Here is a 22,236-nt window from a genome sequence, read left to right as displayed (position 1 = left end):
CCTCACGGGCATGGGGGCATCCGCATCCGGCGCAGCTCAGGGCGCCGACGAGGAGGCGCGTCGGCGGCTGGACGCGTACACGTACCTCAGCGCGCGCGAGCGGCTGGAGCACGTCGCGATCATGCGGGTCTTCTGCGGAACGCTGCTGGCGGATCTTGCCGTCCCGGACATCATGGCGAAGCTGCGTCAGAACAGTGGTTCCGCCGCGGGGCTCGACACCGACACCCTCACGGTTCGGCTGGAACAGTTGGTGCAGTGGGGAAACCTGCTGCGCAGCAGCCACACGGTGAAGGCGTCCAGCATCAGCGAGTACCAGCGTTCCCGCTCGCGCTACCAGCTGTCGAAACTGGGCGAACGCATCCAGCGGGACGCCGACGGGGTCCTGGCCGAGGCCGACGCCGCTCGTGAGGTGAGCAACGAGTTGCTGGCACTGGTCGAGCGCGGACTGCGGGAGCTGGCCGACCTCGTGACCGCGCCGGGCGGCATCGAACCGCAGGACGGGCTGGAGCGGATCAGCACACTGTTCGTACAGTTCACCGAGTTCGCGGACTCCATACGCGACTTCTACGCCTACCTCGGTCAGGTGCTGTCCCGCTACGACCTGGACAGCGCCGAGTACCAGGGCTTCAAGGAACTGCTCCTGGACTACGTCGAGGCGATCACGGAGGACGTGGCGTTCCGCGGGCCCCGTATTTCGGGGGCACTGGACACCCTGTGGCCGCACATCCCGGCCCTCCTGGACCGACTGGACATCCACGCCCAGGGACTTGCCGGGCTGTCTCAGCAGGGCGAGAACCGCATGGGGATCCGGGTCCAGCGCAGCCGGGGCCGCGAACTCACGGACTGGGAGGGCCTGCGCGGCTGGTTCAGCGACACCGACGGCCAGGGCAGCCAGGTCGACCAGCTGCGGGACGCCACCCTGCGCGCGTTGCAGTCGCTCCTCGCCAACGCCAAGCGGATGCTGCGGTCGGCCACCGGGGAGATGTCCCGGCGCAAGGATCTGCTGCGGCTGGCCCGCTGGTTCGACGAAGCGGCGCCGCAGGACGCACACGACATCGCCGTCGCCGCCTTCGGACTCTACGGCGCCCGCCATCTGGGCATACCTCCGGCCACCGACGAGGTGGTGCCCGCCTACACGAGCTGGTGGACCGGTCCGGTGGTCGAGGTACCGGTGGCCCTGCGGGAAAGGGGCAGCCGCGCCCAGCGGGGCCGGGCCTCCGCGGTGGAGGACCACTCCGCGCAGAAGGAGCGGCTGCGGGAGGCCGCCCGGCAGCGGGCGACGGCCAGAGCAGCGGCGGCGGACGAACTGCGCAGCGCGTCCGGCCGGTTCGCCGAGGTACGCCTCACCTCGGCAGCACTCGGCCTGCTTCTGGAGCTGTTGGCCACGGCACTCGGAAACGCGCAGCTCAGCAGGCACGTCAGCGCGGACGGGGAGAGGACAGCGGGGTTCGACCTCGTCTCGGCCGGCAGCGAAGACGCCGAACTGCGTATCCGGCTCACCGTGCGCCGGACGGCGGGTACGCGGACGGTGCTGCACTCGTCCGACGGCGACCTGCTGCTGGACGACCTGGAGCTGGACATCGGTCGCACCTCCGCCGCGGTCGACGGTGAAGCGGAGGCGAGCGTGTCATGACCCTTCCCTCGACTCACGACGTGGCCCTGGCCACCGAGCGCCGCACCGCCGCCCGGTTGCTGTTCGCCCACCCCCTGGTGTCGTCGGACGGCCCCCATGCCGACCTCTTCCCGCTGATCCGCAGGCACGCCGACTGGCTGGGCAAACGGTTCCAGCAGGTGTTCGGCTACCGCCTGTTGGTCGACAGCTCCTTCGCCCGGCTGTTCAAGGCGGGGCTGGGGGCCGGCTCGGGACACCGGCTGGAGCGCTCCACCGGCACTCCCTTCACCCCGCACACGTACGCCTGCCTCGCGCTGGCCCTGTCCGTGCTGGTGACCGCGCCCGAGCAGATGCTGCTGTCGCAGCTGGTCGCCGACATCCGGGCCGCCGCGGCCGACGCGGGGATCGAGCTGGCGGAGACGGGCCGGGTGGCCGGGAAACGGACCCTGGTCGCGGCTCTGCGCCAGTTGGTCGATTGGGGCGTGCTCATCGAGACCGAGGGCAATGTGGCGGCGATCGCGCAGGACGCGAGCGGTGAAGCCCTGATCACGGTGGACCGGGAGCTGGCACGCGTGGTCGTCGCCGGCCCGCTCACACAGGCCCGGGACGGCGCCGACCTGGTCCGGCGGGCAGCGGACCCGGGCTTCGGCGGACCGCGTACCTATGTGCGCCGGATGCTCGTCGAGACGCCCGTCGTCCACCTCGACGAGCTGACCGACGCCGAGCGCGACTGGCTGCGCACCCGGCAGCGCCGGGAAGCCCAGGCTTTCTCCGAACTCCTGGGCCTGGAGATGGAGATCCGTGCCGAGGGCGTGGCGCTGGTGGACCCCGAGGAGGAGCTGACGGATCTGCACCTGCCGGGCACCGGGACCGTCGCACAGGCCGCGCTGCTGCTGGCGGAACGGCTCGTGGAACGGCTTCGGCCGCAGGAGCCGGGACATCCGGCGACCGGCGGGACGCTCGTCATCGGGGTGGCTGTCCCGGACGGTTTGGTGGACGAGGTGCTGGCCGGGCTGATCGCCGAGTACGGGCAGCGCAGCAACTGGCAACGCGGCTACCTGGAGGACCTTCCCTCCCTGCGGGAGGCCGTACTGGACCTGCTGGTCCGCATGCGGCTGATGGCCCGTGCCGGGCGGCTGCGCGCCGAGGGAGAAGGGCTGCTGGAGGGATACGTCGAAGAGGCGCCGGAAGGGCGCACGGTGACCGATGTCCATGGCGCACGGCCCGGCGGCGACGGCTGGGTGCTGCTGGCCGCGGCGGCCCGCTACGCCACCCACGTCACCGTGCGCCCGGCCGGTGCTACCGGCAAAGGCACAGATGTTCAAGAGGAGTTGCCGCTATGACCACCGACGCGCGTGGCCTCGTCCCGCTGCCGCGTTCCGGCCCCGCGACGACCACCGGCACCCGTTTCCGGCTGCACCGGGCGGGCATCCAGAACGTCTGGCAGTACGACGAGCAGGAGTTCTCCTTCGGCGAGGGACGGCTGCTGCTGCGCGGCAAGAACGGCGCGGGCAAGTCCAAGGCGCTGGAGATGCTGCTCCCGTATCTTCTGGACGGCGACTCCCGGGCACTGGACGCGACGGGCACCGGCCGCACCACGCTCCCCTGGCTGATGCTGGACGGGTTCGAGCAGACCAACCGGCTCGGGTACCTGTGGGTGGAGTTCCGGGGCACGGCCGACGACGGCGGTCACCGCCACCTGACGCTCGGTGCCGCCATCCGTGCCTCGAAGTCGACGCAGAAGGCGCTGCCGACGTTCTTCGTCACCCCGCTGCGAATCGGTGAGGACCTGCGCCTGGTGGAGGCCGGTAAGCCGCTGCCGGTCGACCGGCTCAAGGAGATCGTCGGCTCCGACAACGCGACCGACCGTGCGGTCCTGCACCGCGCCCGGGTGGCCCGGGAACTGTTCGGCATCACCGACGCGACGCGCTACCGCAACCTCACCCAGCTCCTCCACCGGCTGCGGCGCCCGACGGTCGGGGACCGCATCGAACACGGAGGCCTGGCCTCCCTGCTCAGCGAGACCCTGCCGGGGCTCGACGAGGACGTGGTCGAGAAGGTGGCGCGCAATCTCCACGACCTCGACGCCGTACGGGACGAACTCGGCCGCCTGGAACGGACCGACGCGGCCTTGCGCACGTTCCTCACCGGTTACCGCGGCTATCTGGCCGGAGTACTGCGCGCCTCCGCGCAGCGGGTGAGCCACGAGCTGGGCGTCCTCGCGCAGCGGCGCCGGGCGGCCGGAGACGCCGCACAGCGGACGAGCGAGCTGAGGACGCAGGAGGAGGAGTCGGAGGGCCGGCTGGACACCCTCCGCGAGGAGGAACAGGCCGCCCGGACCGATTTGGCCGCCCTGCACGCCAGTCACGCCTACCGCAGCCTGCGCGAACTGTCGGAGCGCCGCGGCACGGTGGAGGCGCTGCGCACCGCCGCCGTCGCCGCGTTCACCACCCTGCGGAACGCACACGACGCGGAGGAGAGCTCGGCGGAGCGGCTGGCCGAAGGTGTCGAACACCTCGGAAGCCGGCTGGCCGAGCTGGGCACCGAACACCGGGAGCTGCTGACGCAGGCGGAGAAGGCCGGGCTTCCCACCGGCCATCTCGGCGAGGCGGTGGCCCTGCCGCGCACCGATCTCACCCAGGCAACCGAGACCGGGCTGACGACTCCGGACGGGGAGACGCGCACCGTACGGCACCGGCCGGTGGCCCGTGTGGACACGGTCACGACGCAGGAGGGGCTGCGGTCCTGGCAGAACCAGTTGGAGGACGCCGAGGCGGTCGCGAGGAACCGGGCCCGGATGGTTCAGGAGGTGACCCGCCTCATCTCACGGGCGGACGAGGCCCGGGCCGGGGCAGCTCAGGCCGATACCGAGCGGGAACGGCTGGAGGGCGAGGCGGAAGAGGCCGCCGGCCGTCTCGACGGCAGCCGTCAGAAGGTCGCCGAGGAGAGCGGCGCCTACGCCCGCCATGTCGCCGACTGGGCGGCGCACACGCGGACCGCGTTGGGTCCCGACTGCCCGCCACTGGACGCCGTCGACGCCTCGGTCGGCTGCGAGACCTCCGCCGACGCACCGTTCGCGGACCGCACGCTGCCGCCCGACATCGACAGCCAGGCGTGGCAGGCCGCCCAGACCGCCCTGGAGCCGTACGGCGAGGAACTCACCGCGCGCCGGGACGCCCGGGCACTCGACGTCAGCCGGCTCGGCGAGGAACTCGGCCGCCTGGCGGACCGGAAGCGGGACTGGGAGCAACGTACCGACCCCGAGCCGCCGGCCCCGCACCATCGCGTCGCCGCGAGAACGCCGGGCAGTGGAGCACCTTTCTACCGGCTTGTGGACTTCGCGGACGACCTGGCTCCGGCCGACCGGGCCGGTTTGGAGGGGGCCTTGGAGGCAAGCGGAATCCTGGACGCGTGGGTGGGCGCGGACGGCGTCCTTCATGATCCCCGCACCCGGGACACCGTCCTTGGGCCCGGTCCCGTACTGCCGGACGGACCGACTCTCGCCTCGGCCCTGCGCGTGGCTCCCGAACCGGGTTGCGGCGTCACGTCCGAGCAGGTGGGGCGTCTGCTCGCCGCCGTCGCACTCGTACCGGCACAGGAGACCTACACCCACAACTCGGTTTTCTACGACGGCAGTTGGCGTCTGGGTGTGCTCAGTGGCCGTCACGACAAGGGCGGCGCCGAGTACGTGGGGGCCGCCGTACGCGCCGAGACCCGGCGGCGCATCCTCGCCGAGCTGGAGGAGCGGATCGCGCAGACGGAACAGCGGCTGACCGACGTCCGCGAGGAGCTCGCCGTAGCCGATGCCATGCGTCGGGCTCTCACCCTCGCGGAACGGCACTTCCCCAGGGCCCGGAGTCTCGCGGACGCGTGGAGCAGGACCGAATCGGCGGAGAGGACTCTGCGTGACCTGACCGCGAAGGCGACCCGGGCGGCACGGCTGGCCGAGGAAGCCCGCGCTCTCGCGGTATCGGCGCGTGCCGAGGCGGATGCCACCGCGACCGCTCACGACCTGCCCGGCGATCCCGCCGTCCTGGACCGTGTACGCACCGCACTGGCCGCCCTGCTCAGCGGTGTCGGGCATCTGCGCAGGGCCGTCGGAGGCACGGGCGAGCGACTCGGCGCGAACCAGGCCGATGCCGACCGGTACGGACGCGCCCAGAAGGACCGCCTGGCCGCAGACGAGAGCTACCGGCTCCACCTCACCGGCCTGCGCACCGCCGAGCGGGACCTGCGCACCCGCGAGGAGGCCATCGGGTCGTCCGAGGAGGAGATCCTCACCCGCGAGCAGGAGGCGAAGCAGCGCATCGCGAACGCCGTCCACGCCCTCCCCGCGGCACAACGGGCCCGTGACGGTTTCCACGATCTGCGCGTGCGCGCGGAAGAGGACGAGAAGCGTCTGCGCGGGACCCTGGCGGACCAGGAGACGGCGGTCATCGACACCGGCAGCGCTCTTCGCGGTGCTCTCGGCAGACCGGAAGTGGTGCTCGGCGCCGGCCTCGACCGGTCCTCGCTGCCCGAGTACGTGTCGGACGATCCCGGCGCGGACGTCCGCAGCCGGCTGCGGGCACTGCGGGCACTTGCCGACGCCGTGGAACAGGCTCTCGGCCGCCCGAAGGGCGAGGTGTCGGACAGCACCCTGCTCAACCGGCACACCGAGCTGCGCGACCAACTGGCCGGCGGGTTCGACGCGCAGCTGGAGGAACGCGACGGGATCAAGGTGTGCCGACTGGTCGACGACCACGGGTCCCATGACGTCGCGGCCGTGGGCGAGCGGATCGCGGTCCAGGCCGCGGAGGCCCGGGGGCGGCTCACCGAGCGCGAGCGTGAGGTGTTCCAGCGGTTTCTGACCGGTGAACTCGGCGACCACCTCTCGGTACAGGTCATCACCGCGGCGAACCTGGTCGCGGCTCTCAACGGCACCCTGCGGACCGTACGCACCTCCCACGGTCTCGGTGTGGAGCTGTTGTGGAAGCTGGACGAGGACGCAGACGCGGACGTGCGCGCGGCCGTCGAACTGCTGCGCAGTCCGTCGAGTCTCCGGACGCGCGAGCAGACCGAGCAGCTGCGCGAGGTACTGCAACGCCGGATCGAGGACGCCCGCCGCGCTGACCCCTCAGCCGGTTACGCCGCCCATCTGCGGACCGCGCTGGACTACCGCGACTGGTTCCGTTTCCACACCTTCGTGGTCGAGGACGCGGCTCCGGGCCGCCGTCGGAAACTGACCGGCCGGACCGGTCTCAGCCAGGGCGAACAGCGGGTCCTCTCCTACCTCGTGCTCTTCGCCGCGGCTGCCGCCAACTTCACCGGCCTCGCCGAGTCGGCACCGCACGCGCCGCGGCTGATCCTCCTGGACGACGCCTTCGCCAAGGTCGACGAACCCACCCATGGCCGGCTGGGCCGTATCCTCGTCGACCTCGATCTCGACTTCGTCCTCACCAGTGAGCGGCTCATGGGCAACTGGCCCGAGGTGCCGTCCCTGCACATCTACGAGTGCCTCCGTGATCCCCATGTCCGAGGCGTGGCCACCCTGCACTACACCTGGAACGGCCGCCACCGGCGTCTGGTGTCCGTGTGAGCGCACTGCCCACCGCGACGCGCGAATGGCTGACGGGCCCCGGGCTCACCCGGCTCTGGCAGAGCGTACGCAAACGCCTGGAGAGCAACGGCGTACAGGCCACCGGCTCCCTCCGGCTCACCGCGATGAACCCCCAGGAACGGGGCGACCTGTCCCTCCTGCTGGGCAAACCCCTCACCGGTGCCGCCGTGACGGTACGGCTCGACGTGCTCGACGCACGGCTGCGCGCCTCGGCCACCGGACTCGGGCTCAGACAGATGCTGGAGGAACTCGGCCCGCCCCTCACCGACCGCCGTGCCGCCCGCGCGGACGTGGTGGCACGGCGGGAGCAGGTGTGGTCGTCTCTCGCTTCGGCACTGGACGCCTCCCCGCTTGCCGACCAGGAATGGCCCCGGCAGTGGTACGACCTGTTGCGCCGTGCCGGCGTTCCGCGAGGAGTGACGCCCGAAGCGGCGGTGTGGACACTCCAGCAGGCGGTCCAGGTGCTCACCACCCTCCTCGGACCCGAGCGGGGCGGTGCACGCGGCCGAGGTGAACTCGCCGCCATGGCGACCGGCTCCGCGCACGGCCTGGACGACGGCACCTGGCTCGCACGCCTCGTCCAACGCGGCGTCGCCCTCGCCCGTGGCACCGAGTTCCCCGACGACGCGGCCGGTCGACGCGCTCTGTGGCGGCTGGTGTCCGTCACGCCGGACGAGGTCTCCAGCACGGTGCTGACGTACGGGCTGCGACCCGACGGCGAGGGCTGGCGGGAGAGAGCGCTACGGGAGCGGGCCGAGCATCATGCCGAAGCCCACCTCACACCGCGCGACCTGGACGCCCTGCGGCTGCGACTCCCCACCGGAACGCTCATCCACATCTGTGAGAATCCGCGTGTGGTGGAAGCCGCGGCGGACGCGGCCTGCGTCCAGCCCCTCGTGTGCACGTCCGGCAGCGCCGCCACGGTGGTCCTCACACTTCTCGACGCCCTGGCCGCCACGGGCTGCCGCTTCGCCTACCACGGCGACTTCGACTGGCCGGGGATCGCCCTGGCCAACCGGGTCATCCGCCGCTACGAAGCCCTGCCATGGCGCATGGGCACCGCGGATTACGAGCACCTGGCCGCTCGCAGTCAGGCTGAGGGCATTCCTCAACTGGCACTCGACGGCCAGCCGGTCGGCGCGGACTGGGACCCTGACCTCGCCCCTGCCATGACCGCCCTCGGCGTCGCGCTCCATGAGGAGGCGACCCTCGAACTTCTGGTGGACGACCTGTCACACCGGACGTAGGGACACCTCACCCCAGGGACGTCAGGAGGAGGGGCGGCCGTCGCCCTGCGTTGGCGACGGCCGCCGGCGCGCGGGTCTGCCTCCCTGTGACGGGATCCGCGCGCGGATCGTCCTCGCGGTCACCGGGGCGACCGGGGAGTGTGCCCCGATTCGAACGGACCGGGAGGACGCGGGCCGGAATCCGGTCACGTCCGGTGCAGGGACGCGGGTTCCGGCCACTGGAAGCATGTGTCTCTCCCGACCCGGGGGCACGGGGTCGGAAACTGCCCACTGCACAGGCCAGTGGTCCAGTGGTCAGTAGTCCAGTGGTGCTGGCTCCTTGAGGAGCGAGTCTCTTGCCCGCAGCCTAGGCCGAGTTGAGTGGAAGGCAACAGTCCGCGAACCGGATCGTTCGACAGGAGAACCCGGCCTCAGCTCACCGGCGTGTGGCCGCCGAGCGCCTCTTCCACGGTGGGCGTCATCGTGAAGACCCGGTCGAGTTCCACGATCCGGAGCATCCTGCGGATGCGGGGATGGGGGCAGACCAGCGTCAGGTGTCCGCCCCGTTCCTCGGCTCGTCGCTTCGCGCGGCAGAGCAGACCCAGCCCTGAGCAGTCCAGGAACTCGACGGGGCCGAGATCGACCACCACGTGGGTGTTCGGCCGGCTTGTGACCGTGTCCATCTCGGCGGTGACTCGGAGGACGACGGCTACGTCGATCTCGCCGATCAGCTGGACGACGACTCGCCCGTCCGTCTCGTGGACGTGGATCACCTGGGCAGAGAAAGCGGGCTCCCGGGGCATCGCGGCATCTCCATGGTTTCGCGAGATGCCCGCCTCGACGGCGAAGCGGGCTGCATTGGATATCCACAGCCACCGGGAGCACGGGCGACGACATGGTCGACTTTAGGTCGACCCTTCGAGCAGAAAGGCTTCGACCTGGAGTGGGCTCCACCATTCGGGTGTAATTTTGTAGATATTCTTGATTAGGAGCCCGAAGAGTGCACTCACATCAGGAAGTCGCTCCGGAAGACTCCGGCCGCAAATCCGGACGCGAATCAGGGCAACCATCGGCCGCTTCGGCTCCCCGCCGGCCGGTTCCGTTCCGCTACGCTCGCGGCGTGAGGCGTGACCAGCCGCCCGCGGATCACTACGGCGTCGTCGCCGTCGCCTCGTCCGCGGGAGGCATCCAGGCACTGACCGCGCTGCTCGGGGCGCTCGGCCCCGAGCTGCCGGTACCGGTACTCCTGGTCCAGCACCTCTACCCGCGGCACCGGACGGTGCTCGCCGAGGTCCTCGGACGCCGGACCAGGCTTGCCGTCAAGCTCGCCGAGGCGGACGAACGCGTGCGGCCCGGCACCGTCTACGTCGCCCCTCCCGACCGGCACCTCCTTGTCGACTCCGGCGGCGTCCTGAGCCTGTCCGACGCCGAGCTGGTCCACTTCGTACGCCCCTCCGCCGACCTTCTCTTCGAATCGGTCGCCGGTGCCTACGGGGCGGAGGCGATCGCCTGTGTGCTCACTGGGACCGGCCGGGACGGAGCCACGGGAGTCGAAGCGGTCAAGTCCCGCGGCGGTACGGTGATCGTCCAGGATCCGGAGACCGCGGACTTCCCGGGGATGCCGCAGTCGGCGGTGGACACGGGAGCGGTGGACTTCCTGCTACCCCTTGAGGAGATCGCCGCGGTCGTGCGGGGACTTGTCGGGGCCGAGAGGCAGTGATGGGCGAACCGCAGGACGACGACGAGGACAACGAGGCGCTGGAGGAACTGCTCGTATTCATCCGGGAAGCCCGCGGTTTCGACTTCACGGGCTACAAGCGCTCGACGCTGGCCCGGCGCATCCACAAGCGGATGACGGACGTCGGTATTCGCTCGTACCCGGACTACCAGGATCTCCTGGAGACCGACACCGAGGAATTCGGTGTCCTCTTCAACACCATCCTGATCAATGTCACCTCCTTCTTCCGCGACCCGGAGGCCTGGACCCTCCTCCAGCACGAGGTCGTACCCGAGCTGCTCACGACCCTCGATCCGGAGCAGGAGATCAGGGTGTGGAGCGCGGGCTGCTCCAGCGGCGAGGAGGCGTACTCGATGGCCATGATGTTCTCGGAGGCGCTCGGCATCGAGGAGTGCCTGCGCCGCGTGAAGATCTACGCCACGGACGTCGACGAGGAAGCACTGCGCGAAGCCCGTTCGGGGCTGTACACGCCGAAGGCGCTGGAACCGCTCTCCCCGGAGACAAGGGAGAAGTACTTCGAGCAGAACAGCGCGCAGTTCAGCTTCCGCCCCGACCTGCGACGCCGGGTGATCTTCGGGCGGCACGACATCACCCGTGACGCCCCGATCTCCCGGCTCGACCTGCTCGTGTGCCGGAACACGCTGATGTACTTCAACGTCGAGGCCCAGACGCAGATCGTCGACCGTTTCCATTTCGCCCTGCGCCCCAGCGGCTTCCTCTTCCTCGGCAAGGCCGAGATGCTGCTGAACGACAGCGAGCGGTTCGAAGTGGTGAACATGCGTCAGCGTGTCTTCCGGCGCCGGACGGGCAGCAACGGACTGACCTACCATCCGGCCCCCCTGAAGATCAGGACGGGCTCAGGCAACGAGGTGCACTCGGTGGCGCGCGCCCGCCAGTTGCGCGACCTGGTGCTCGACGCCGGACCCACCCCGCTGATCGCCCTCGACAGCGACGGAACCGTCGTGACGGTCAACAACCAGGCGAGGATCCAGCTCGGTCTGACCACCGGCGACATCGGCCGTCCCTTCCAGGACCTGGAGGTCTCCTACCGGCCGGTCGAACTCCGTTCCCTGATCGACCAGTCCATGCACGAGCGCCGGACCCTCCGGGTCAACCGGGTCGAGCGCCGCACGGGCGAGGACGTCCAGTACTACGACATCCTCATCCAGCCGCTCTCCGGCCCCGGCGGGCTGCACATCGCCACCGTGATCTCGTTCACCGACGTGACGGTCGCCACGCATCTGAAGGCCGAGGTCAAGAGGGTCCGGGAGGAACTGGAGACGGCGTACGAGGAACTCCAGTCCACCAACGAAGAGTTGGAGACCACCAACGAAGAACTCCAGTCCAGCATCGAGGAACTGGAGACGACGAACGAGGAACTCCAGTCCACCAACGAAGAGTTGGAGACCACCAACGAAGAACTCCAGTCCGGCAACGAGGAACTGGAGACGATGAACGAGGAGATGCGCATCCGCACGGACGAACTGGACGAGGCCAGGGCGTTCCTGGAGGCGGTTCTGAAGAGCATCGCGGCGGGTGTGGTGGTGCTGGGCAAGGACCTGAAGGTCAAGAGCTGGAACCGGGGCGCCGTCGACCTGTGGGGGCTGCGCGTGGACGAGGTGATCGGCGAGCCCTTCTTCGAACTGGACTTCGGGCTGCCCACGAAGGAGTTGCGGCCCGTCGTGGAGCGGTGCCTGGAGACCCGCAGCCGCTCCGGCCCGATCGGCGTCGAGGCCCTGAGCCGTATCGGCCGGCCCATCAGCTGCGACGTGTTCTTCTCCCCGTTCGGCGGGAACCACGGCGGCGTCGTCCTGATGATGGAGGAGAGCCGAAGCGATGTCGTCGACTGACCCGGCGGCGTAGCCTGGGCTCATGGACCCGCAGGGGCGCATGGAGGACCTCGGTCTGGCAGTGGTGGCACGGCAACGTGCCGCGCTGGCCCATGAGCGCGCGGACCGGGCGGAGGCCGCCGCCGAGCGGCACGAACTGCTGGCGGCGAAACCCGGCGGGGAGTTCCACAGCCAGATCGCGCGTACGCATCGCAGAACCGCCGAGTGCCATCGCGCCTCGGCCCGCCTCCAGGACAGCTTCGCCCGCCGCGCGACGGCGTGGGCCGGCGGGCGGGGCACCCGGCCGCGGTTCATGACGGTGGTCGCGGAGGCGTGCGGGACCGACAGCGCGGCGATGGCGCTGCTCGACACCGAGCAGAACCATCTCGCGGTCGCCGTCTCCGACCAGCTCTCCCGCGCTGCCCAGGACCTGGAGTACGTACTCGGCGAGGGTCCGGGCCAGGACGCGGCGGCGGAACACCGTCCGGTGCATGCGTCCGGGCCCGAGATCGAGGCGCGCTGGCCGGGGTACGGCCCTTCCCTGGTCTCGCTGGGGATCGCCTCGGTGGCCGCCGTACCGCTGCGGATACAGGGCAGCTGTATCGGGGCACTGACGGTGTTCGACCCGCGGCCCGCGGACGCGCGGCCCGCCCGCCTCGCCGAGGTCGCCGAGGCCCTCACCCGCATCGTGCTGCTCGACCCCGACGCCGACCCGGACCTCTACGGCGGGACCGACATGCGAGCCACCGTGCACCAGGCGGCCGGCATGGTGTCCGTACGGATCGGCTGCTCCGTCATGGACGCGCTGGCGCTCATCAAGGCCGTGGCGTTCGCCGAGGAGGTGTCCTCCGACGCCCTCGCCCGGCAGATCGTGCACGGGGACCGGAAACTCATCTGAGGGCGAGATGGCATGACGCCCGAACAGCGGCCGGCCAGCGGCTTGGCTACGCTTGGCCTCAAGTTCGTATACATACCCATACATCCATGTCTGGGTAGATTTTCTCTTGCGCCCTGAAATCGTGCAAATGTTCTAAGGAACCGAACATGGGTCTCGGTGCCGGCCTTCCAGCCCTGAAGCGCAGGTTCCTCGCGGTCTCGGTTGCCGTCGGTCTGGGCCTCCTAGGAGCCTGCGGCGGCGGGGACGGGAGCGGTGGTACCGGCGGTGACAGTCCCACCGTGGGTGTTCTCCTGCCCGGAGGTGGTGCTTCGCGGTTCGGGCAGTTCGACAAGCCCCTCATCGTGAAGAAGCTGAAGCAGTTGTGCCCGGACTGTCCTGCCGCGACCGTCGCCGCGACGGCCGACCCGGCGGTTCAGCAGCAGCAGTTCGAGGCGATGATCACCCGTGGTGTGGACGTGCTCATCCTCGCCGCCGTCGACCCCCAGCTGATGCGCCCCTCGGTCGAGGCCGCGCACCGGGCCGGTGTTCCCGTGGTCGCCTACGACCGGCTCGCGCAGGGGCCGATCTCCGGGTACGTCACCTTCGACGGGGCGGAGGTCGGGCGCCTTCAGGGTGAGGGACTGCTGAAGGCCATGGGCGGCAAGGCCGACGGTGGGCGGATCGTCATGATGAACGGGGCCACCACCGATCCCAACGCCGGGTGGTACAAGGAGGGCGCGCTCGCCGTGCTCAAGGGCAGGGTGACGATCGGCAAGTCGTACGACACCGTCGGATGGCGGCCCGAGAACGCCTACGTCAACATGACAGGCGCCATCGCCGCCCTCGGGGCCGACAACATCGACGGCGTTCTGTCCGCCAACGACGCCATGGCCGGTGCCGTCGTCTCCGCCTTCCACGCCGCCAAGGTCAGGCCGCTGCCCCCGATCACCGGGCAGGACGCCGACCTCATGGCCGTACGGCGGATCGTCAGGGGCGAGCAGTACATGACCGTCTACAAGCCCTTCAGGCGCGCGACCGACGCGACCGTCGAGATGGCCGTCGCCCTCGGTCGCGGCGAGAAGGTCGAGGCCATCGCCACCGGGTCCGTCGACAGTCCCACCACCAAGAACGTGCCGGCGGTCCTGCTGCCGTCCGTCTCGGTGACTGTCGGCAATATCGGGGAGACGCTGGTGAAGGACGGTATGTACACCGTCGACCAGATCTGTACGCCTGCTCTCCGGTCCGCCTGCGACCGGGCCGGGCTCATATGACGAGTTCGATGAGTTCCAAGGAGGTGGCAGCGTGCCCGGTCAGCCCCTGCTGGCGTTGCGCGGTGTCTCCAAGCGGTTCGCCGCCGTACAGGCACTGGTCGACATCGAGCTGGAGGTCAGGGCCGGGGAGGTGGTCGCCCTGGTCGGTGACAACGCCGCCGGGAAGTCCACCCTGGTCAAGGTGATCTCGGGGGCCGGCCCCCCGGACAAGGGCGTTGTCGAGTGGGAGGGCAGCGCCGTGCAGATCCGGCGGCCCCAGGACGCCAGCCTGCTCGGGATCGCGACCGTCTACCAGGACCTCGCGATGTGCGAGAACCTCGATGTCGTCGCCAACCTCTTCCTCGGCCGGGAGATCCACCGCTTCGGCGTCCTCGACGAGGTCGAGATGGAACGTCGTACCCGCGAGCTGCTGCACACGCTCTCCATCCGGATTCCCGATGTGCGGGTGCCGCTCGCCGGTCTCTCCGGCGGCCAGCGTCAGGTCGTCGCGATCACCCGTTCGTTTCTGGCCTCGCCCCGGCTGCTGCTGCTCGACGAGCCCACCGCCTCCCTCGGTATCCAGCAGACCAACCAGCTTCTCGATCTGATCGAGGAGCTGCGCGACAAAGGCCTCGGGGTGCTCCTCATCAGCCACAACATGAGCGACATCAAGGCCGTCGCCGACCGGGTCGCCGTTCTGCGGCTGGGCCGCAACAACGGCCTCTTCGACGTCAACACCACCTCACAGGAACAGATCATCTCCTCCATCACCGGCGCGGCCGACCACGCCGTCGCCCATCGGCCGCACCCGGACGAGGTGTGGCCGTGAACCTCGACCCGCGGCTTGTGGCGTGCGCCGGTGCCGTGCGCCGCAAGGTGCGCGAGGGCGGGCTCGGGCCTGCCCCGGTGCTCCTCGCGCTCGTCGTGACCTGGGTCGTCTTCCAGTGCCTCAACGACCATTTCCTGTCGCCGCGCAACCTGTCCGTCCTCAGCGTGGACATCGTCGGGACCGGCATGGTCGCCGTCGGCATCGTCTTCGTCCTGCTGATCGGCGAGATCGATCTGTCGGTGGGGTCACTCGCCGGTCTGGCGGGGGCCGTGTTCGCCGCGCTGAACGTGAACCTCGGTATGACGGAATGGCTCGCCGTCGTCATCGCGGTGATCTGCGGTACGGCCATCGGGGCCGTCCACGGGTTCCTCTTCGCCCGGTTCCGCGTACCCGCCTTCGTCGTCACCCTCGCCGGGCTGCTGGCCTGGAGCGGTCTGATGCTCTACCTGCTCGGCCCGGACAGCTCCATCCACTTCAACGAGAACGGGTTGGTCGCCTCACTGACCAGCCGCTACTTCAGCACCCCCGTCCTCACCTACGGCCTGGCCACGCTCTGCACGGCCGCCTATCTGCTGGTCTCCCTGCGTGACCGCGGCCGTCGCGCCGGCGCCGGGATGCCGTGCCGGCCGGTGGCCGAGATCTGGGCGCGTGCGGCCCTGCTCGCCGTCATCGCGTTCACCACGGTCTCTGTTCTGGGCCGCTTCGAGGGGCTGCCGCTGGCGCTGCTGATCTTCCTCGGGGTCATCGTCACCTCGGACCTGCTGCTGCGCCGCACGCCCTACGGACGGCAGGTGCTCGCCCTGGGCGGCGGGGTGGAGGCGGCGAGGCGGGCCGGCGTCGACGTGACGCGCGTACGGATCTCGGTGTTCATGGTGTCGGGGACACTGGCGGCGGTCGGCGGGCTGTTCGTCGCGTCGCGGTTCACCTCGGCGAGCCAGGTCTCGGGCTCCGGCATGCTGCTGATCAACGCCGTCGCCGCCGCCGTCATCGGCGGCACCAGCCTGTTCGGCGGACGAGGCTCGACCTGGTCGGCGCTGCTGGGGGTGCTCATCATCCAGTCGATCGCCTCCGGCATGGCGCTGCTGGGTGTCGAGACCGCCGTCCAGTCCATGATCACCGGCGGGGTGCTGATCACCGCGGTGATCTTCGACTCGCTGGCGCGCCGCGCCCCCGAGTCGCGTGGCCGGGCCTGAGAGACGGCCACTCGGCCCTTCGGTCACCCCTCCCCCGGTACGTCGTCCCGCCAGGCCGTCGCGTGCGGGCCGAACCTGTTCTCGTGGCCGTACGCCACCATCCGGGCGTTGCGGGCCTCGGCCTCCGGCCCGTCCGGCAGGTGGTAGGCGTCGCCCGCGCTCGCCGAACCGGCCTGCACCCGTGTCGCGGTGGCGAGCCGTCGGCGTACGTACCGGGTGAGCGCGTCCGGGATCTCCGCCGGTGCCGCGTCCGCGAGGGAGTCGCCCAGGACCGCCGCGTCCATGATCGCCTGGGCGGCGCCCTGGGCCTGGAACGGCACCATCGCGTGGGCGCTGTCACCGAGCAGGGTCACCCTGCCGATGTTCCAACGGGCCAGCGGGGTACGGGTGTTGATGCCGTACCGGAACACCTGGCCGGCGCGTTCGAGGGCGGTGAGCACCCGGCGGTCCCAGCCGGCGAACTCACGGAGCTGTTCTCCCGGTTCCGCCCGGGCGGTCCATGACTCGTGCGCCGCCTCCGCCTCGGTCGTGAACACGGCGACCAGGTTGAGGAGTTGACCGCCTCGCACCCAGTAGTGGACGACGTGCCGGCCCGGCCCCAGCCAGCCCGCGTACTCCGGCAGGTCCAGGTCGGCCACCTCGGCGGCCGGGAGCAGCGCCCGGTAGGCGGCGGTGCCCGAGAAGACGGCCTCGTCGGCGCCGAAGAGCCACTGGCGGGCCGCGGACCGCACCCCGTCGGCGGCCACGACCAGGTCCGCGCCGAGGCGTTCACCGGCGGCCGTCGTGACGTAGGCGGCCGTGTCGTCCTGGTCGATGCCCACGACCTGGGTGTTCAGCCGCACCGAGCGGGGCGGAACCCGCGCGGCCAGGGCCTGGTGCAGGTCGGCCCGGTGGACCTGTAGGTAGGGTGCCCCGAACTCGTCCTCGGCCTCGGGGCCAAGGACGTAACCGCAGATCTCGGTGCCGTCCGACCAGGTGCGGAAGCTCAGCCGGGAAGGGCGGGCGGCCCGGGCGGCGACCGTGTCGAGCAGGTCGAGCCGGCGCAGTACGCGGGTGGCGTTGGGCGCGAGCTGGATGCCGGCGCCGATCTCGGTGAAGCGCCGCGTCTGTTCGACCAGGGTGACCTCGTGGCCGGCCGCGCGCAGGCTCAGTGTCGCGGCCAGGCCGCCGATACCCGCTCCCACGACGATCGCCCGCATACCCCCGCCTCCCCGAACGGCGTCGTACGGATCGATCCTCGCCCCACGAGGCGGTGTCGTCGAGAGCCTTTGCCGCCGCCTTCGCCCTCGCCGACCGTCCTCGTCGACCAGAATCCGGGCGCTCGGCGATTCACCCCGACAACCCTCACGCCACACACACCCCACACAACCCCGACAAGGCCCTGCGGGTACCGGCACCGTACTGCGCCCGCAACGCCGTTCGGCACCGGTCCCTCCCCACGTGGGGACCGGTGCCGAACGATGGACGGCGACCCGGGAGATGTCCGGACTGTGCCGGTTCCGCGGATCTCAGGCCCGCGTGGCGCGACCGTCGCACCCGGCTGGCGACTCCGACGGAAACTGGCCGAGAACATTCGGTTCCCGAGCTGCCCTGGGGATCGCTGCGCTGGTGGTCCGGGTGGACGCCACGTGGCTGGTTCTTTGTTGCGTCATGATCCTGCCATCCAGGGGCCGAAGTGAGGAGGTTCCGGTACCAGGCGGACGGCTTAACCGCAGGTCAGCCATATAGAATGGGTTTTCCGGTCCGGACGGAACCGGATGACGTACGCGGGGGAAGTAAGGGGTGGAGACCTTGAGTTCCGACTCAGGGGCACGCACGGCCTTCGCGGAGCGGCTCGCGCTGTTGTACAAAGAGGCCGGTAATCCTCCCCTCAAACGGGTGGCCGAGGCCGTGGCCCAGTTGCAGCGGATCGACGAACGCGGGCGCCCCGTACGGGTCTCCGTCCAGCGGATCAGCGACTGGCGGCGGGCGAGGAACGTGCCCGCCCAGTTCGCCGCCCTCGCCGCCGTACTGAGCGTCCTCGTCCCGTTGGCCCGGCGCGACCGGCCCGTGGCCGTCTCCCCCGGGTTGTACGACATGGTCCAGTGGCAGCACCTGTGGGAGCGTGCCGTCGCCGATCCGGTCGGCGACCGGGTCACCGAGTCCCTGGACGAGGAGGAACCGCCCGCCGTCGAGGTCGCGGCCGTGCCGGGCGGGGTGTGCCCCTACCTGGGCCTCGCCTCGTACCGTCTGGAGGACACCCGGTGGTTCTTCGGCCGGGAGCGGAGCACCGACGCCCTCGTCGCACAGCTCCGCGCGGCGGAGGCAGCGGAGACCCCTGCGGCCACGGCCACCGGCGGTCTGGTCATGCTCGTGGGCGCCTCCGGGGCCGGCAAGTCCTCCCTGCTGAGCGCCGGGCTGGTGCCCGCGTTGCGGGAGGGGGCGCTGGGCGGACCGGGGCAGCCGGCCCGGGAGGTCGTTCAGCTCGTCCCGGGCAGTGATCCCCTCGCCGAGCTGACCCGTCGTATACCCGGACTCTCGGAGATCCTGTCCCCCGCCGGGAAGGCGGCGGCCGAGCCCGGCACGCCCGAATTCGCCCGTGCGGTACGGGAGACGGTCACCGCCTGGGCTCGCCGTGACGCCCCCGACTCCTCGACCGTCGCTCCGGCCCGCCCTGTCGTCATCGTCGACCAGTTCGAGGAAACGTTCACTCTCTGTCCCGACGAGACGGTCCGCAACACCTTCATCCAACTCCTGCACGCCGCTTCCACTCCCCCCGGGCGTGGTGAGCGGCCCGGTCCCGGCGAGCAGGCCGGTTCCGGTGAGGGGGCGCCCGCGCTCGTCGTCCTCGGTGTCCGCGCCGACTTCTACGACCAGTGCCTGCGCCATCCCGAACTCGCCGACGCGCTCCAGCACCGGCACATGGTCCTCGGGCCGCTGACCGGCACCGAGCTGCGGGAGGCGGTGACCGGGCCGGCCAAGGCCGTCGGCCTGGAGCTCGAACCGGGGCTCGCGGAGCTGATCGTGCGGGAGGTGAGCGCCGACGGACCGCGCGGAACGCACGACGCGGGCGTGCTGCCGCTCCTCTCGCACGCCCTGCTCGCCACCTGGCAACGCCGGAAGGGGGGCCGTCTGACGCTGTCCGGCTACCGCGCGGCCGGCGGCATCCAGGGCGCGGTGGCGGCGACCGCCGAGCGTGCCTGGACCGGTCTCGACCCGGCGGCACGGACCGCCGCGAGGCTGCTGCTGCTGCGGCTGGTGCGCCTCGGCGAGGACACCCAGGCCACCCGCAGGCGCGGTACGCGACGGCAGTTGGCGGCCGAGTCGGCGGACCCGGACAAGACGGAGGAGTCCCTCGAAGCCCTCGTACGCGCCCGGCTGGTGACGCTCGACGCGGAGAGCGTGGAGATCACCCACGAGGCCCTGCTGCACGCCTGGCCGCGCCTGCGCGACTGGATCGACGAGGACCGGGGCGGCAACCTGCTGCGCCAGCGCCTGGAGGAGGACAGCCGGTCCTGGGAGGAGTCGAAGCGCGACACCTCACTCCTCTACCGGGGCTCCCGGCTGGAGCAGGCGCACATCTGGGCGAAGTCGGCCGGTGACACCTTCCTGACCCGCAGCGCGGTGCAGTTCCTGGCCGCCTCGGTCAGGCTGCGCCGGCGCACCGTCCTGATCAGCCGCGCCGCCGTCGCCGTGGTGGTCGTGCTGGCCCTGCTGGCCGGGGGTGCGGCGCTGATCGCCCGGCAGCAGCGCGACGACGCGGTGTTCGAGAACGTGCTCGCCGAGGCCGACCGCGTCCAGTCCACCGACCCGTCGCTGTCGGCGCAGCTCAGCCTGGTCGCCCACAGTCTCCGCCCGGACGACACGAGCACCCGCAGCCGGCTGATCTCGATCGTGAACACACCGCTGTCCACCCCGCTGATCGGCCACACCGGCGCCGTCTACCTCACCACGTTCAGCCCGGACGGGCGGCTCCTGGCCACCGCCAGCTACGACAGGACCGTACGCCTGTGGAACGTGGCGGACCCGTCGAACCCCAGGCCACTCGGCAAACCCCTTGCCGCGAACGCGAGTTGGGTGAGCAGCGCGGTCTTCAGCCCGGACGGCCGCACCCTCGTCAGCGCGGGCGACGACGGCACGATCCGCCGGTGGGACCTGTCCGACCCCGCGCGTCCGCGCTCCCTCGGCGCACCTCTGACCGGCCACGACGGCACGATCTATCTGATCGCCTTCAGCCCGGACGGCCGCACCCTCGCCTCGGCGAGCGAGGACCGCACGGTCCGCCTGTGGAACATGGCCGACCCGGCCCGCGCCGAGCCGATCGGCACCCTCACCGGCGCGGGCGCCGCCGTGCGCGCCATCGCGTTCAGCCGCGACGGCCGGAAACTGGCGGCGGGCGGCGACGACAACGCGATCCGGCTGTACGACGTGTCGAAGCCGCGCGACCCGAAGCCGTACGGCACGAAGCTGACCGGGCACACCGACCTGGTGCACTCGGTGGCCTTCAGCCCCGACGGCCGTACCCTCGCCAGCGGCGCCGCCGACGACACGATCCGGCTGTGGGACGTGTCCGACCCCTCGCACGCCGCCCAGCTCGGCGCGCCGCTCACCGGCCACACCGACGCGATCTGGTCGGTGGCCTTCAGCCCCGACGGGACCACCCTGGCCGCCGCCAGCGCGGACAGCACCGCGAGCCTGTGGAACGTCAGCGATCCGCAGTACCCCTCGCAGGTCGGCGAACCCCTCGCGGGCAGCAGCGGCGAGATGTACGCGCTGGGCTTCAGCCCCGACGGCCGTACGCTCGCCACGGGGAGCGGCGACAGCAGGGTCCGGCTGTGGTCGCTGCCGACGTCGGACATGATCGGCCGCCTCGGGGTGTTCCGCCCGGACGGCAAGCTGCTCGCCACCGGTTCGCGCGACGGACGGGTCCGGCTGTGGAACGTGGAGCGGCCCGACCACCCCGTGGCACAGGGGGAACCGTTCACGCCCGGGGAGGGCGAGGTACGGACGCCGGTGTTCTCCCCGGACGGCCGCACTCTCGCGATGGTGGCCGGAAACAGCACGGTGCAGCTGTGGAACGTCAGCGATCCGAAGCACCCCGTCACCTGGGCGGCCCCCGTCAAGGTGAGGACGCGGTTCGCCGCCTCGGTGGCGTTCAGCCCGGACGGACGCACGCTGGCCACGGCCTACGAGGACTTCACCGTCCAGTTGTGGGACGCGAGCGACCCGGCCCAGCTGCGTCCGCTGGGCTCCCAGCTCACGGGATACAAGGGCTACGTCAGCTCCCTCGTCTTCAGCCGGGACGGCCGTACGCTGGCCGGCGCGAGCTCGGACGGCACGATCCGGCTCTGGAACGTCACCGACCCGGCCAGGGCCACCCGTCTCGGCAAGGTGCTCAAGGGACATCGTGGTCCTGTCAACGAGCTCGCCTACAGTCCGGACGGCCGTACGCTCGCCAGCGGGAGCGACGACGGCACGGTCCGCCTCTGGGACGTCACCGACCCGGCCGGGACGCACAGCCTGGGCTCACCGCTCACCGGGCACACCGAGGCGGTCGAGGCGTTGTCGTTCAGCCCGGACGGAAGGGTGCTGGCCAGCGGCGGCAACGACAACGGGGTCCGGCTCTGGGAGGTCAGCGATCCGGCGAGGGCCACGTCCATCGGGCAGTCGATGAGTCCCAACGCCAAGACGGGCAACTTCCTGGCGTTCAGCCCTCGCGGCGGCATCGTCGGGGTGTCGAGCGGCGCGGACACGGTCCGGCTGTGGAATCTCGACGTCGACGCGGCGGTCACCCACATCTGCTCGACGACCCGGCGCGTCCTGACGGCGGAGAAGTGGCACGAGTATCTGCCACGGCTGTCCTACGAGCCGCCGTGCGACGAGTAGGGGCCGGGCGGGGCCGGGTCACTTCCGAGGGTCCACGCAAACGGTTGTACTGAAACAGGAGTGAATAAGAGTGATCCCAGTCACAACTGGTCGCCATAGGGGAGCAGTCGACTCCCGCTGAGCATGCAGTCTTGTTACCCTTGGCCAGAGCCCGATCGCTGGTGCATCCCCCGTCGCCAGCGGTCGGGTTCTTTTGTGCCCGAAGGGACGGAACGGAC

The 22,236-nt window shown here is 70.9% G+C and carries 13 protein-coding genes; 11 read left to right on the top strand and 2 right to left on the bottom strand.

Annotation, left to right across the window (positions count from 1 at the left end; translation table 11 throughout):
• Positions 1 to 10 precede the first annotated feature (10 nt).
• From ACW4TU_RS24970 to ACW4TU_RS24955, 4 genes are read left to right on the top strand one after another with little or no spacing between them, the layout of a single operon-like run.
• Complete coding sequence (locus ACW4TU_RS24970) at positions 11 to 1,633, top strand: TIGR02677 family protein (protein ID WP_457417010.1); 1,623 nt, start codon at positions 11 to 13, stop codon at positions 1,631 to 1,633.
• A complete protein-coding gene (locus ACW4TU_RS24965; protein WP_457417009.1) occupies positions 1,630 to 2,955 on the top strand; it encodes a TIGR02678 family protein in 1,326 nt (441 codons plus the stop codon). Before ACW4TU_RS24970 ends, ACW4TU_RS24965 begins: the two co-directional genes overlap by 4 nt.
• Complete coding sequence (locus ACW4TU_RS24960) at positions 2,952 to 7,190, top strand: TIGR02680 family protein (protein ID WP_457417008.1); 4,239 nt, start codon at positions 2,952 to 2,954, stop codon at positions 7,188 to 7,190. Before ACW4TU_RS24965 ends, ACW4TU_RS24960 begins: the two co-directional genes overlap by 4 nt.
• Positions 7,187 to 8,458, top strand: coding sequence for a TIGR02679 family protein (locus tag ACW4TU_RS24955; protein ID WP_457417007.1), 1,272 nt, complete (start codon positions 7,187 to 7,189; stop codon positions 8,456 to 8,458). The genes ACW4TU_RS24960 and ACW4TU_RS24955 overlap by 4 nt, the downstream gene beginning before the upstream one ends.
• Positions 8,459 to 8,868: 410 nt before the next feature.
• Here ACW4TU_RS24955 and ACW4TU_RS24950 read toward each other — a convergent pair whose 3' ends face one another.
• Complete coding sequence (locus tag ACW4TU_RS24950) at positions 8,869 to 9,240, bottom strand: STAS domain-containing protein (RefSeq protein ID WP_457417006.1); 372 nt, start codon at positions 9,238 to 9,240, stop codon at positions 8,869 to 8,871.
• Positions 9,241 to 9,557: 317 nt separating this feature from the next.
• Between ACW4TU_RS24950 and ACW4TU_RS24945 the strand changes: the two genes are divergently transcribed.
• From ACW4TU_RS24945 to ACW4TU_RS24920, 6 genes are all read left to right on the top strand, one after another.
• Positions 9,558 to 10,157: a chemotaxis protein CheB gene (locus tag ACW4TU_RS24945; RefSeq protein ID WP_457417005.1), complete on the top strand. Its 600-nt coding sequence runs from the start codon at positions 9,558 to 9,560 to the stop codon at positions 10,155 to 10,157.
• Complete coding sequence (locus ACW4TU_RS24940) at positions 10,157 to 12,025, top strand: CheR family methyltransferase (protein ID WP_457417004.1); 1,869 nt, start codon at positions 10,157 to 10,159, stop codon at positions 12,023 to 12,025. The genes ACW4TU_RS24945 and ACW4TU_RS24940 overlap by 1 nt, the downstream gene beginning before the upstream one ends.
• A gap of 22 nt (positions 12,026 to 12,047) precedes the next feature.
• Positions 12,048 to 12,902 carry a GAF domain-containing protein gene (locus ACW4TU_RS24935; protein ID WP_457417003.1) on the top strand — a complete coding sequence of 285 codons (855 nt, stop codon included), beginning with the start codon at positions 12,048 to 12,050 and terminating at the stop codon, positions 12,900 to 12,902.
• Between the two features lie 146 nt (positions 12,903 to 13,048).
• Positions 13,049 to 14,152, top strand: coding sequence for a sugar ABC transporter substrate-binding protein (locus ACW4TU_RS24930; RefSeq protein WP_457417002.1), 1,104 nt, complete (start codon positions 13,049 to 13,051; stop codon positions 14,150 to 14,152).
• 31 nt (positions 14,153 to 14,183) lie between these two features.
• Positions 14,184 to 14,960: an ATP-binding cassette domain-containing protein gene (locus ACW4TU_RS24925; protein ID WP_457417001.1), complete on the top strand. Its 777-nt coding sequence runs from the start codon at positions 14,184 to 14,186 to the stop codon at positions 14,958 to 14,960.
• A complete protein-coding gene (locus ACW4TU_RS24920) occupies positions 14,957 to 16,153 on the top strand; it encodes a sugar ABC transporter permease (protein WP_457417000.1) in 1,197 nt (398 codons plus the stop codon). Before ACW4TU_RS24925 ends, ACW4TU_RS24920 begins: the two co-directional genes overlap by 4 nt.
• A gap of 23 nt (positions 16,154 to 16,176) precedes the next feature.
• Here the strand turns inward: ACW4TU_RS24920 and ACW4TU_RS24915 are convergent, their stop codons facing one another.
• Complete coding sequence (locus tag ACW4TU_RS24915) at positions 16,177 to 17,352, bottom strand: FAD-dependent monooxygenase (RefSeq protein WP_457416999.1); 1,176 nt, start codon at positions 17,350 to 17,352, stop codon at positions 16,177 to 16,179.
• Between the two features lie 583 nt (positions 17,353 to 17,935).
• Here ACW4TU_RS24915 and ACW4TU_RS24910 point away from each other — a divergent pair.
• Positions 17,936 to 22,018 (top strand): nSTAND1 domain-containing NTPase, encoded by a 4,083-nt coding sequence (locus ACW4TU_RS24910; protein ID WP_457416998.1) that lies wholly within the window; start codon positions 17,936 to 17,938, stop codon positions 22,016 to 22,018.
• The last annotated feature ends 218 nt before the right edge of the window (positions 22,019 to 22,236 follow it).

Source organism: Streptomyces kryoterrae (assembly GCF_054072135.1).
The sequence above is the reverse complement of the archived record's forward strand: the minus strand, read 5'-3'. Positions and strand labels throughout refer to the sequence as shown.

What these genes read in the sequence shown, in the direction of transcription:
- ACW4TU_RS24960 (WP_457417008.1), top strand. Translation starts at nt 2,952, where the DNA reads ATGACCACCGACGCGCGTGGCCTCGTCCCGCTGCCGCGTTCCGGCCCC.
- ACW4TU_RS24965 (WP_457417009.1), top strand. Translation starts at nt 1,630, where the DNA reads ATGACCCTTCCCTCGACTCACGACGTGGCCCTGGCCACCGAGCGCCGC.
- ACW4TU_RS24930 (WP_457417002.1), top strand. Translation starts at nt 13,049, where the DNA reads ATGGGTCTCGGTGCCGGCCTTCCAGCCCTGAAGCGCAGGTTCCTCGCG.
- ACW4TU_RS24970 (WP_457417010.1), top strand. Translation starts at nt 11, where the DNA reads ATGGGGGCATCCGCATCCGGCGCAGCTCAGGGCGCCGACGAGGAGGCG.
- ACW4TU_RS24950 (WP_457417006.1), bottom strand. Translation starts at nt 9,240, where the DNA reads ATGCCCCGGGAGCCCGCTTTCTCTGCCCAGGTGATCCACGTCCACGAG.
- ACW4TU_RS24915 (WP_457416999.1), bottom strand. Translation starts at nt 17,352, where the DNA reads ATGCGGGCGATCGTCGTGGGAGCGGGTATCGGCGGCCTGGCCGCGACA.
- ACW4TU_RS24940 (WP_457417004.1), top strand. Translation starts at nt 10,157, where the DNA reads ATGGGCGAACCGCAGGACGACGACGAGGACAACGAGGCGCTGGAGGAA.
- ACW4TU_RS24935 (WP_457417003.1), top strand. Translation starts at nt 12,048, where the DNA reads ATGGACCCGCAGGGGCGCATGGAGGACCTCGGTCTGGCAGTGGTGGCA.